This is a genomic window from Streptomyces humi (genome assembly GCF_001005085.2).
GTDB lineage: Bacteria > Actinomycetota > Actinomycetes > Streptomycetales > Streptomycetaceae > Streptomyces > Streptomyces humi.
The window spans coordinates 14,131-26,266 of sequence record NZ_LBMU02000019.1 but is presented as its reverse complement, the minus strand read 5'-3'; the positions used below and the strand labels follow the sequence as shown (position 1 = coordinate 26,266).

At 72.5% G+C, this 12,136-nt stretch carries 12 protein-coding genes; 9 read left to right on the top strand and 3 right to left on the bottom strand.

Annotated features, from left to right (window positions below):
• The first annotated feature begins 218 nt into the window (after positions 1-218).
• The 5 genes from AAW13_RS07225 to mscL all read left to right on the top strand — a co-directional run bounded on the left by AAW13_RS07225 (position 219) and on the right by mscL (position 4,328).
• A complete protein-coding gene (locus AAW13_RS07225) occupies positions 219-1,511 on the top strand; it encodes an MFS transporter (protein ID WP_046732956.1) in 1,293 nt (430 codons plus the stop codon).
• Positions 1,512-1,578: 67 nt separating this feature from the next.
• Positions 1,579-1,917, top strand: a complete 339-nt coding sequence (locus tag AAW13_RS07220) for an FmdB family zinc ribbon protein (RefSeq protein WP_046732957.1) — start codon at positions 1,579-1,581, stop codon at positions 1,915-1,917.
• Positions 1,918-2,017: 100 nt separating this feature from the next.
• Positions 2,018-2,851, top strand: coding sequence for an S-methyl-5'-thioadenosine phosphorylase (locus AAW13_RS07215; protein WP_046732958.1), 834 nt, complete (start codon positions 2,018-2,020; stop codon positions 2,849-2,851).
• A 241-nt stretch (positions 2,852-3,092) separates the two neighbouring features.
• Complete coding sequence (locus AAW13_RS07210; protein ID WP_046732959.1) at positions 3,093-3,713, top strand: CpaB family protein; 621 nt, start codon at positions 3,093-3,095, stop codon at positions 3,711-3,713.
• Between the two features lie 138 nt (positions 3,714-3,851).
• Positions 3,852-4,328: a large conductance mechanosensitive channel protein MscL gene (gene mscL, locus AAW13_RS07205; RefSeq protein ID WP_046732960.1), complete on the top strand. Its 477-nt coding sequence runs from the start codon at positions 3,852-3,854 to the stop codon at positions 4,326-4,328.
• A 22-nt stretch (positions 4,329-4,350) separates the two neighbouring features.
• On the opposite strand, the gene AAW13_RS07200 is transcribed toward mscL, so the two are convergent.
• Positions 4,351-4,557, bottom strand: a complete 207-nt coding sequence (locus AAW13_RS07200; protein ID WP_046732961.1) for a hypothetical protein — start codon at positions 4,555-4,557, stop codon at positions 4,351-4,353.
• Positions 4,558-4,649: 92 nt separating this feature from the next.
• On the opposite strand from AAW13_RS07200, the gene AAW13_RS07195 reads away from it, so the two are divergent.
• The 4 genes from AAW13_RS07195 (at position 4,650) to AAW13_RS07180 (ending at position 9,271) form a co-directional block, all read left to right on the top strand.
• Positions 4,650-5,888 (top strand): low temperature requirement protein A, encoded by a 1,239-nt coding sequence (locus AAW13_RS07195; RefSeq protein WP_046732962.1) that lies wholly within the window; start codon positions 4,650-4,652, stop codon positions 5,886-5,888.
• A gap of 40 nt (positions 5,889-5,928) precedes the next feature.
• Positions 5,929-6,966: a P1 family peptidase gene (locus AAW13_RS07190; RefSeq protein WP_046732980.1), complete on the top strand. Its 1,038-nt coding sequence runs from the start codon at positions 5,929-5,931 to the stop codon at positions 6,964-6,966.
• A 168-nt stretch (positions 6,967-7,134) separates the two neighbouring features.
• Complete coding sequence (locus AAW13_RS07185) at positions 7,135-8,367, top strand: L,D-transpeptidase family protein (protein WP_071659462.1); 1,233 nt, start codon at positions 7,135-7,137, stop codon at positions 8,365-8,367.
• A 157-nt stretch (positions 8,368-8,524) separates the two neighbouring features.
• Positions 8,525-9,271, top strand: a complete 747-nt coding sequence (locus AAW13_RS07180; RefSeq protein WP_046732964.1) for a DUF6227 family protein — start codon at positions 8,525-8,527, stop codon at positions 9,269-9,271.
• A 36-nt stretch (positions 9,272-9,307) separates the two neighbouring features.
• Here the strand turns inward: AAW13_RS07180 and AAW13_RS07175 are convergent, their stop codons facing one another.
• Together AAW13_RS07175 and AAW13_RS07170 are read right to left on the bottom strand one after the other, a co-directional pair.
• Positions 9,308-9,559 (bottom strand): hypothetical protein, encoded by a 252-nt coding sequence (locus AAW13_RS07175; RefSeq protein ID WP_046732965.1) that lies wholly within the window; start codon positions 9,557-9,559, stop codon positions 9,308-9,310.
• A 119-nt stretch (positions 9,560-9,678) separates the two neighbouring features.
• Entirely contained in the window at positions 9,679-11,856 is a 2,178-nt protein-coding gene (locus AAW13_RS07170; RefSeq protein ID WP_046732966.1) for a PTS fructose transporter subunit IIABC, read from the bottom strand.
• Between the last annotated feature and the right edge of the window lie 280 nt (positions 11,857-12,136).

The window sequence follows — 12,136 nt, the reverse complement described above, 5'->3', positions numbered from 1 at the left end:
CGTTTTCACAGGTGGACGGCGCCCCTCCCCTGTAGGATGCAAGCACCCTGATCGAACCAACTCTGCCTGACGCAGAGCTGGCGCGACCGTATGGCGGCCGGGATCGCTCTTCGCAGCGCGCGCCGGTATCTACCGCAGTTCCGCGCAAGAGGACAGCTCTCGGCGACGCCCCCCGTTCCGGAGGGGCCGCGCTACCAGGTGGCAGAAAGGCACGGGCCGTGGCATCCACGGTCACCACCGAGCCGTCGGACACCTCGGCGGCGCCGTCCCGCCCGGGTTACGGACAGCTCCTGCGCACCCGCGGCGCCTGGACGTTCCTGCTCCCCGGTTTCGCGGCGCGCCAGCCGTTCGCCATGCTCACCATCTCCATCGTGCTGCTCGTGCAGCACACCACCGGCTCCTACGGCGCCGCCGGCGCCGCGGCCGCGGTCACGGGCGTCTCCATGGCGCTGTTCGCCCCCTACAGCGGCCGGCTGGCCGACCGCTACGGGCAGCGCGCGGTCCTGCTCCCCGGCGTCCTCGTGCACACCCTGTCGGGCCTCGCCCTGACAGCGCTCGCGCTGGCACACGCGCCCCTGTGGGCGCTGTTCGCGGCGGCCGTGCCGACCGGCGCCTCGGTGCCGCAGGTCGGCCCCATGGTGCGGGCCCGCTGGGGCGTCAAGCTCCAGGACTCGCCCCTGATGTCCACCGCGGCGGCCTTCGAGTCGGTCACCGACGAGCTCACCTTCGTGTTCGGCCCGCTGCTCGCGACCGCCCTGTGCACCACCGTGGCCCCGGCCGCCGGCCTGGTCACCGAGGCCGCGCTGACACTGGTCGGCGGTCTGCTGTTCGCCGCCCGGAAGGGCACCCAGCCCCAGGTGACCGGCGGCGGCCACGCGCGCGTGCGGCACGTCTCCGCGCTGGGCGTCCCCGGCGTGCGCGTGCTGGTCGTGACCTTCCTCGGCATCGGCTCCGTCTTCGGCGGCATGCAGGTCTCCCTGGCGGCGTTCACCGAGTCGATCGGCGAGCCCGGCCTGAACGGCGTCCTGTACGGCACCTTCGCCGCGGGCAACATGCTGTCGGGCATCGTCTGCGGCGCGATCGCCTGGAAGGCCGCACCGCACCGGCGGCTGGTCGTCGGCTACGCGGCGCTCGCGCTGACCGCCTCGGCCCTGTGGACCTCCCACTCGGTGCTCGTACTGGCCGGTCTCGGACTGCTGGTCGGCGTGTGCATCGCGCCCGCCCTGATCACCGGCTACACGCTGGTCGACGGTCTGGTCCCGGCCGGCGCCCGCACCGAGGCGTTCACCTGGCTGACCGGCGCGGTGGCGCTCGGGCAGGCGGCCGCCGTCACGGTCGCCGGACAGCTGGAGGACCGGCTGTGGGGCGGCGCCGGATTCCTGGTGCCGATGGCCGGCACCCTGCTCGCCCTGGCGACCCTGCTGGGGCTGCGCTCACGGCTGGTCGCCCCGCCCCGGAACCGTACCGTCGCACGTGGCGTCGGTCACCGCGTGCCGATGACGGTGGACTGATCCTCAGGAATACGTCACTATGGACCGTCGTTAGCACTCATCGAGTGAGAGTGCCAGGAGGAAGACAGTGCCGACCTACCAGTACCAGTGCACCGAGTGCGGCGAGGGCCTCGAGGCGGTGCAGAAGTTCACCGACGACGCCCTGACCGAGTGCCCCAACTGCGGTGGCCGCCTGAAGAAGGTGTTCTCCGCCGTCGGCATCGTCTTCAAGGGCTCCGGCTTCTACCGCAACGACAGCCGCGGCTCCTCGTCGAGCAGCAGCCCCGCGGCGAAGTCGTCCGGCGCCGGGTCCTCCGCGCCGTCCGAGTCGAAGTCGTCGTCCTCGACGGGCTCCGGCTCGTCCGAGTCGAAGTCGTCGTCGTCCTCGGCGTCCTCCTCCGGTTCCGCGAGCACCTCCGCGGCCTGAGACAGCTCCTCGCGGACCCCGCCGTCGACCGACGGCGGGGTCCTCGGCGTTCCCGTGGGCGGGGTCCTCGGCGTTCCCGTGGGCGGTTAGGGTGCTGGGCATGGTGAACGCAGAGATCGGCGTGATCGGCGGTTCCGGCTTCTACTCGTTCCTCGACGACGTGACCGAGATCCGGGTCGACACCCCCTACGGGCCGCCCAGCGACTCCCTCTTCCTCGGCGAGATCGCCGGACGCCGGGTCGCCTTCCTGCCCCGGCACGGCCGCGGCCACCATCTGCCGCCGCACCGCATCAACTACCGCGCGAACCTGTGGGCGCTGCGCTCCGTCGGGGTGCGCCAGGTGCTCGGCCCGTGCGCGGTGGGCGGGCTGCGCCCCGAGTACGGTCCGGGCACGCTGCTCGTGCCGGACCAGCTGGTGGACCGTACGAAGTCACGGGACCAGTCGTACTTCGACGGGCTGCCGCTGCCCGACGGCGGGGTGCCGAACGTGGTGCACGTGTCCCTGGCCGACCCCTACTGCCCGGCCGGCCGGGCGGCCGCGCTGAAGGCGGCCCGGGGCCGGGACTGGGAGCCGGTGGACGGCGGCACGCTGGTCGTGATCGAGGGACCGCGCTTCTCGACCCGCGCCGAGTCGCTGTGGCACCAGGCGCAGGGCTGGGCCGTGGTGGGCATGACCGGCCACCCCGAGGCGGCGCTCGCCCGTGAACTGGAGCTCTGCTACACGTCGTTGACGCTGGTCACCGACCTGGACGCGGGTGCGGAGACCGGCGAGGGCGTCTCGCACGACGAGGTGTTGCGGGTGTTCGCGGCCAACGTGGACCGGCTGCGGGGCGTGCTGTTCGACGCGGTGGCCGCCCTGCCGGAGAACACGGCACGGGACTGCCTGTGCACGAACGCGCTCGGCGGAATGGACCCAGGCTTCCGCCTGCCGTGACGGCGCGGTTCCGGCTGGCGTGACGGCGCGGTTCCGACTGCCGTGAGGGTGCGCTCCCGGCAGCTGTGACGGTCCCGTTCCGGCTGGCGTGACGGCGCGGTCCCGCCTGCCGTGACGGAACGGCACGTTCGGGTGGGCGAGTTGTCCACAACCGGCCGGTAGCCCACCGGCTCCGACGCCTGTCGGCACGAGGCTCCATCGTGGCACTGCAAGCCGATCCCTCGTCGCAGGTGGTGCCGCCATGACCGTCCCTCCTTCCTTCTTCCCCGCCGTCCCGCCTTCCCTCTCCCCCACCGTCCCGCCGGCCCTTCGGGTGCCGCGGCCACTGGGCACGGACGCCCCCGCCACCTGCGAGGTCCCGGATTTCGAACCGGTGCGGGTGGGCGGCGGCCGGTACCGGCTGACGCGGGCGCTGCGGCACCGCGGCGGGGCACTCGCGGCGGCCTGCCTCGCGCTCACGGCGGCGGCGCTCGTCGCGGCCGGCCCCGGCGCCGCCCAGGACGCCCAGGACGCCCCGGACACCCCGCACGCCGAGCGGACCCGCGGTCATCCGGCCGCCCGGCCCGTACGACGCCACGCCCCGCCGGTGGACATGGTGACGGCGCCGGTGCGGATCGCCGACGCGGCCACCGTCCGGCTGCTGCGCCCCGGCGACCGGGTGGACGTCATCGCCGCCGGGGATCCCGCGACCGGCCGGGGCGCCGCGGTGATCGCGCGCGGGGTCCGGGTGACCGGGCTGCCGGAGCCGGCCGCGGGGGCCACGGAAAGCGGGGCGCTGGTCGTGCTCTCGGTCCCGCGCGGCACCGCGCCCCGCCTGGTCGGCGCGAGCACCACGGCACGGCTGGCGGTGACGTTGTGCTGAACAACCTGGGGAGATTTATGGGCCGAATCCTGTCAAGTCGCTCATTCGAGCGATCGGACAGGGCGGAATGGCGGCATGGTGTCGTAGGTTGCGGAAAGTTTTGGTCCACAGCCTGTGCACGCAAGGAGAGTCCCCGAGGTGAGCGCGAAGAAGGAACCGAGTGTCTGGCAGGGCTTCAAGGCCTTCCTGATGCGCGGCAACGTCGTCGATCTGGCAGTCGCGGTGGTCATCGGCGCCGCCTTCACGAACATCGTCAACTCGGTGGTGAAGGGGCTCATCAACCCCGTGGTGGGCGCGATCGGCACGAAGAACCTGGACAGCTACAGCTCGTGCCTGAAGCACCCGTGCACGCTGAACGCGGACGGCACGGTGAAGAGCGGCATCCAGATCATGTGGGGCTCGGTGCTGGGCGCCACGCTGTCCTTCGTGATCACCGCGGCGGTCGTGTACTTCCTGATGGTCCTGCCCATGGCCAAGTACCTGGCCCGGGTGGAGGCCCGCAGGAAGGCGCGCGAGGGCACGCACGAGGTGATCGAGGTGACCGAGCTGGAGGTGCTCAAGCAGATCCGCGACGAGCTGGTCGCGCAGCGGGGCATGGGCCGACAGGACCGCTGACCGGGGTCTCGCCGGGGCCGGCTCAGAGGTGGTGGGGCGGCTTCTCGTCGAGGAAGCGCCTGAGGTCGGCCGCGGAGTCGCCCGCCGGGCGCTCGCCCCAGCCGCGGTCCGTGTCGTCCGAGGACTGCCGGTCCAGCGGGTCGTCGAAGACCAGCGCGGCCTTCGGGTCACGCGGTTCGGATTCGGGCTCGGACTCGCGCCCGGACTCGGGCTGGGGGGCGCTGCTCATGCGTCAAGGGTACGGCCCGGCAGGGCGGGCGGGCCCGGCCGCGCCCGCCCCCGCGCGCGAGGCCGGTGACGATTTCTGCTGTGCTAGGGGGCATGACGTCCAGTTCCGCCCCGGCGCCCGCCTCCCCGGGCGCGCCCCAGCCCCGACGGCCGTTGCGCCGTCTCACCGCCCGCGGGCGCGAGGAGTCGCACCGCGTCTCCTCGCCGCTCGAACTCTTCTTCGACCTGTGTTTCGTGGTGGCCATCGCCCAGGCGGGCGCGGAGCTGGTGCACGCGGTCGTGTCGGGACACGCGGGCGAGGGCGTCCTGAACTACGCGATGCTGTTCTTCGCCATCTGGTGGGCCTGGATGAACTTCACCTGGTTCGCCTCGGCGTACGACAACGACGACGTGCTCTACCGGGTCGTCACCCTGGTCCAGATCGCCGGCGTACTGGTGCTGGCGGCGGGTGTCTCGCAGGCCTACGCGGACCACGACTTCATGGCGGTCTGGCTCGGCTACGTGATCATGCGGCTGGCGCTGGCCTCGCAGTGGCTGCGGGCCGCGCGGGAGGCCGAGGGGCCGGAGCGGACCATGGCGCTGCGGTACGCCGGCGGGGTGCTGCTGTGCCAGGTCGGCTGGGCCGGGCTCGTGGTGCTGCCACAGCACGCCCGGCCCTGGGTGTTCCTGGTGATGGCGATCGCCGAGCTGTGCGTGCCCGTGTACGCCGAGAAGGACCACAACACCTCCTGGCACCCGCACCACATCGCCGAGCGCTTCGGACTGTTCACGATCATCGTGCTCGGCGAGACGATCGCGGCGGCGACGGTCGCCGTGAAGTCGGCGGTGGCCGAGCACGACGCCCTGACCGAGCTGCTGCCGATCGCGGCGGGCGGTCTGCTGATCGTCTTCTCCGCGTGGTGGATCTACTTCGTGGTGCCGATCCACGGCCATCTGCGTTCCAACAGACAGTCGTTCCTGTGGGGTTACGGCCACTACCTGATCTTCGCGTCGGCGGCCTCGATCGGCGCGGGCCTGGAGGTGGCCGTGGAGGAGGCGGTCGGCAAGGCGCACCTCTCGGCACAGGCCGCGTCGGCGGCGGTGACCCTGCCCACCGCGCTGTACCTGCTGACGGTGTGGGCGCTGCACTCGCGGTACTTCAAGGTCGGTCTCGCCCAGCAGCTGGTGCTGCCGGTGACGGCACTGCTGGTGCTCTGCTGCACCTTCCTGGGCGCTTGGGCGGTGCCCGCGGCGGGCCTCGTGTCGGCGGCCGCGGTGGCCACGGGCACCGCTCTGACGGCGCGCACGGCCGGCCGCGAGCGCCGGGCGGGCGCCGTCACGGGCGCCTCCTGACCCCTCCGCCGGGGTGCCGGGCTGGGCCAGACTGGCCGTCATGACAGTTGACGCATTGACGGACGTGGCCGGACTGCGGGTGGGACACGCCACCCGCAGCGGCGAAGGCTGGCTCACCGGCACCACGGTCGTGCTCGCTCCGGAGGGCGGCGCGGTCGCCTCAGTGGACGTGCGCGGCGGTGGGCCGGGCACCAAGGAGACGGACGCGCTGGACCCGCGCAACGTGGTGCAGCGGGCGGAGGCGATCGTGCTCACGGGCGGCAGCGCGTACGGACTCGACGCGGCGTCCGGGGTGATGGCCTGGCTGGCGGAGCGGGGCCGCGGGGTGCGGGTGGGGCCGGACCCGGCGCACGTGGTGCCGGTGGTGCCCGCCGCCTGTGTCTTCGACCTGGGGCGGGGCGGGAACTTCGGGGCCCGGCCGGGCGCGGAGCTGGGGCGTGCGGCGGCCGAGGCGGCCGGGGCGAGCACACCGGGGGCCCCGGTCCCCGAGGGGTGCGTGGGGGCCGGTACCGGCGCCGTGGCCGGGGGTTTGAAGGGCGGGGTCGGCAGCGCGAGCGTCGTACTGGACTCCGGGATCACCGTGGGCGCGCTCGTGGTCGCCAACCCGGCCGGAGCGGTGGTGCAGCCGGAGACCGGTGCGCTGTACGGGGAGTTGTTCCAGGGGCGGGTGGAGTATCCCGCGCGGAGCGTGCACGAGGCCGCGCGCCGCCGCCTCGCGGAGGCCGCCGCCAGGAACGCGCCCCCGCTGCTCAACACCACGCTCGCGGTGGTCGCGACCGACGCCGGACTCTCCAAGGCACAGGCGCAGAAGCTGGCCGGGACGGCGCACGACGGGATCGCGCGGGCCGTCCGGCCGGTGCACCTGCTCAACGACGGGGACACCGTCTTCGCGCTGGCGACGGGCGCGCGTCCGCTCGACGAGCACCCGCTCGCCCTCAACGAGATCCTCGCGGCCGGCGCGGACCTGGTGACCCGAGCGATCGTGCGGGCCGTCCGGGCCGCCGTGCCGGCCGACGGACCGGGCGGGACGTGGCCCTCGTACGGCGAGTTGTACGGGGAGCCGTACGGGGCGCGCTGACTTCGAGGTGCGGGGCGGGCCCGGAACCTTGCGGGTTCCTGTCGATTGTCCTGGTTCTGTCACGTGATGGTGTCCGCGGCCGTTCGGGGGAACCCCGACCGGCCCCGCGGCCCTCTTTCTCCACGCACTGGAGCGGATCACGCACATCACACGAACCTGGAGCAGCCCGTGACGAGGCCGGACATTGCAGCGCGGCGCGTACTGGGGGCCTGTGCCGCCCTGATGGTCGGCGCCCTCACCCTCACCGCCTGCGGTGGCGACGCCAACGCCGACGACAAGAGCGGCGGCAGGAGCGGGGGCGGTCAGGACAGCGCCGCCAGGACCTCGGCCGCGAAGATCGCGATCTCGGCGAAGGACGGTTCGACCGGCGCGTCCATCAACACCACGGGCGTGCGGGTCAGCGGCGGCAGGCTGACCACCGTGAGGATGACCGTGGCGGGGTCGGGGCAGACCGTGGCCGGCAGCCTCTCGGCGGACGGCAGCACCTGGAAGCCGACGGATCAGCTGGAGCGCGGCACCAAGTACGAGATATCGGCGACCGCCAAGGACTCCAAGGGGCTCACGGCGGCGGCCAACTCCATCTTCACCACGGTCAATTCGGCGAACAGCTACATCGGCACGTACACGCCGGACAACGGGACGACGGTCGGCGTGGGGATGCCGGTGTCGTTCGACTTCGACAAGGTCATCACCGACAAGAAGGCCGTGCAGTCGCACATCACGGTCACCTCCAGCAGCGGCCAGCAGGTGGTGGGGCACTGGTTCGGGGCGCAGCGGCTGGACTTCCGGCCGCAGGACTACTGGAAGGCCGGCTCCAAGGTCACGATGAAGATCGACCTGGACGGGGTCGAGGGCGCGAACGGCGTCTACGGCGTGCAGAAGAAGACGGTGACCTTCACCGTCGGACGTTCGCAGGTCTCCACGGTGGACGCGAACACGCAGACCATGACCGTGATGCGGGACGGCAAGCTCCTCAAGTCGGTACCGGTGTCCACGGGCAGCCCCGAGCACACGACGTACAACGGGCAGATGGTGATCTCCGAGAAGTTCACCCAGACCCGGATGAACAGCCAGACCGTGGGTCTCGGCGGGGAGTACGACATCCCGGACGTCCCGCACGCCATGCGGCTGACGACGTCGGGGACGTTCATCCACGGCAACTACTGGTACAGCAGGAGCAACCCGCCGTTCGGGCACACGGGCACCAGCCACGGCTGCGTGGGCATGGCGGACGTGCAGGGCGCGCAGGGCGACACGACGGCCAAGTGGTTCTACGACAACTCGCTGATCGGGGACGTCGTGATCGTGAAGAACTCACCCGACAAGACCGTGCAGCCCGACAACGGGCTCAACGGATGGAACCTGTCGTGGAGCGAGTGGACCGCCGGAAGTGCCGCCTGACCGGCCGGTTTTGACGGATCGTCGGGCCGCGCGGGAACTTTTCGCGCGGCCCGCGCGTTTTCCCGGCGTACGTTTTCTCGGTTCCCGGACATGATGTCCGACCGAGGGGCTACGGTATGCACCCACAAGGTGACATGCAGCAACGCCGGGAGAAACCTTGAGCGTTCCGTACGAGACGGCAGCGTACGAACCAGCCGAGTCGCCCGAGTCTCCGGAGGAGCACCTCGCGCGACTCCTCGGTCGTGCCCTGAACTCCTTCGAGCTGCCGGACGAGGCCATAAGGCAGCTGGACTGCGCGCTGGCGCACGACAGTTCACTGCACTCCGCGCACCACAGCGCGGGCCTGCACCGGGAGACGTACCGGCACACCTGGCTGCTCGCCGACGGTTCGGCGGTCACCCTGTGGGAGCTCGTGCACAACACCGTGCCGGGCGGCGACCCGCAGCACGAGGTGTACGTCGACGAGGAGGAGCTGCGGGCCGCGACCCTGCGGCTGCCGTTACCGCCGGACACCCCGGACTTCGAGCTGCCGGTGCTGATGACGCTGGCGCCGGTCCCGGAGCCCCGGCACGTGTACCTGCCGGACGAGTCGGCGGACCACGCCCGCCGGCTGCTGCGCCGTGCGGAGAACGCGGACCGGCCGGGCACGGAGACGGCCCGGGTACTGACGACGGCGTTCGCGCACCAGATCACCCAGGCGTTCGGGCGGCCGGGGCGGATCGGCCGGACGGGCCTGAGTTTCTCGCTCTACGAGCACGCGTTCCTGCTGCGGGACGGCCAGGAGCTGTCGCTGTGGGAGGTCGAGCACACGGCGACGCCGGACGGCCGGCACATGTGCGAGGTGTACCCGACGGAGGACGCGGCCAGGGACGCGATGGAACGACGGGCGACCCACCGGGGCTAGGGCGCGTTCCGCGGCGCGCCCCGGGACCTCGGGCCCTCAGCGGCCGCCGAGGCGGCGGACCAGGCCCGCGAAGGCGTCCTGTTCCGCGGGGGTCAGTTCCACGACCTCACGGGAGGGGCTGGGCCTGAGCGGGTGCGGGAAGCCGGGGAAGGCGCTCGCGGCACGCCGGGCGATGGCCTCGCGGCGGTTGCGGCGCAGCAGACGCGACACGACGACCGCCCAGGCGACGGCCGCCAGGGTGAGCGCGGCCATGCCGATCAGCTGGTAGGTCGAGACGTGCTCAGGCATAGCCCCCAGTACACACCACGGTCCGGGACTTTGGCCCCGGACCGTGACGTATCTCGCAGGTGCCGTGAACAACTCACAGCGAATCAAAGGGACAAGAGGGGCGCGGGCCGCGCGGGCGCTCAGGCCGCGACCGGCTGCCTGTCCTCCTTCGCGGCGGCCGCCGCACCGGACGCCGAGCCGGCCGCCGAGGCCTGCCCGGCCGGCTTGCGCATGCCCTTCAGGACGACGACCAGGGCCGTGGTGACACAGACGCCGACGGCGATGGCGATCAGGTAGAGGAACGGGTTGCCGATCAGCGGGACCACGAAGATGCCGCCGTGCGGGGCGCGCAGGGTGGCCGCGAAGGCCATCGACAGGGCGCCGGTGATCGCGCCGCCGACCATCGAGGACGGGATCACGCGCAGCGGGTCGGCCGCCGCGAACGGGATGGCGCCCTCGGAGATGAACGAGGCACCCAGGACCCAGGCGGCCTTGCCGTTCTCCCGCTCGGTCTCGGTGAAGAGCTTGCCGCGCACGGTGGTCGCGAGGGCCATCGCCAGCGGCGGGACCATACCGGCCGCCATGACCGCCGCCATGATCTTCATCGCGGAGTCACTGGGGTTGGAGACGGCGATACCGGCGGTGGCGAAGGTGTAGGCGACCTTGTTGACCGGGCCGCCGAGGTCGAAGCACATCATCAGGCCGAGCAGGGCACCGAGCAGGATGGCGTTGGAGCCCGAGAGGCCGTTCAGCCAGTCGGTCATGCCCTTCTGCGCGGAGGCGATGGGCTTGCCGACCACGACGAACATCAGGAAGCCGACGATCGCCGAGGAGATCAGCGGGATCACCACCACCGGCATGATGCCGCGCAGCACCGCCGGGATGTTGATCTTCTGGATGCCCATCACCACACCACCGGCGAGCAGACCGGCGACCAGGCCGCCGAGGAAGCCCGCGTTGATGGTGGAGGCGATCATGCCGCCCACGAAACCGGGGACCAGACCCGGCCGGTCCGCCATGCCGTAGGCGATGTAGCCGGCCAGGACCGGGACCAGGAAGCCGAAGGCGACGGCGCCGATCTGGAACATCAGGGCGGCCCAGCTGTCCGTCTGGGTCCACACGAAGTGGGTCATCACGGACGGCGCCGACTTGATCTCGTAGCCGCCGATCGCGAAGCCGAGGGCGATCAGCAGACCGCCGGCCGCGACGAACGGGACCATGTAACTCACGCCGGACATCAGCCACTTGCGCAGCTTGGTGCCGTAACCCTCACCGGCCTCACCGGCACGCTCGACCGGCGTGCCCGGCGCGGAACCGGAGGTGACCTCGCCGCGGGCCGCCTTCGCGCGGACCTCGCCGATGAGTTCGGCGGGGCGGTTGATGCCCGCCTTCACACCGACGTCGACGGTCGCCTTGCCCGCGAAGCGCTCCTTCTCCCGGACGGGGACGTCGTGCGCGAAGATCACGCCGTCCGCCGCCGCGATGACCTCGGGGTCGAGCCGGGTGAAGCCGGCGGAGCCCTGCGTCTCGACGACGAGCTCCACGCCCGCGTCGCGGCCCGCGCTCTCCAGGGACTCGGCGGCCATGTAGGTGTGGGCGATACCGGTGGGGCAGGAGGTGACGGCGACGATACGGAAGGGACGCTCGGCGGAGCCGGGAGAGCCGGCGCCGGTACCCGTGTCGGTGCCGGTGTCGGTGCCCGTGCCCGTGCTGGTGCCGGTGCCTGTGCCGGTGTCGGTGTCGGCCGCTGCGGTGCCGGCGGAGGCCGCCACCGGCGCCGCAGCGGTGTCCTGGGGGGCGCCCGCGCCACTCGCGGTGGCGGCCGCGCTCGCGGCGGGGCTCTCGGCCGCCTCGGCGTCCGTCGCGGGTGCGGTCGCCTCGTCGCCCCGGATCAGCGCCGCCGCCGTCTCCGCGGCGTCCGCGGACCGCAGCGCGTCCGTGAACTCGCTGTTCATCAGCCGGCGAGCCAGCGACGAGAGGATCGTGAGGTGGGCGTCGTCGGCTCCGGCCGGGGCCGCGATCAGGAAGACCAGGTCGGCGGGGCCGTCGGGGGCGCCGAAGTCGATGCCGGCGGCGCTGCGCCCGAAGGCGAGCGTCGGCTCGGTGACGTGGGCGCTGCGGCAGTGCGGGATGCCGATGCCACCGTCGAGCCCGGTCGGCATCTGGGCCTCGCGGGCGGCCACGTCGGCGAGGAAGCCCTCCAGGTCGGTCACCCGGCCCAGGCTCACCATGCGCTCGGCGAGGGCGCGCGCCGCCGCTTCCTTGGTGTCGGCGGACAGGTCGAGATCGACCAGGTCCGCGGTGATCATGTCGCTCATCGCGGGCTCCTATGCACGCGTATCGCCCGGAGTGTGGGGTGGGCGGGGGTGGGGACGGGGGTGCCGTGGGGGGCTGGGTGGGAGACGGGACCGGGGAAGCCCCGCCTCCCGGGGACGGCGGGGCGGCTCAGGGTGCCCCGACGGCCCGTGGGCGCGGCGAGTAACGAGGGACCTCGCCGCTCCTGGACGGGTCGTCGGCGGGCGGCTGCGGGGCGGAGCGCGACGGTACGAGCGGCCGTAACGGCCGTAGCGGTCGTAACGGCCGTAGCGGTCGTAACGG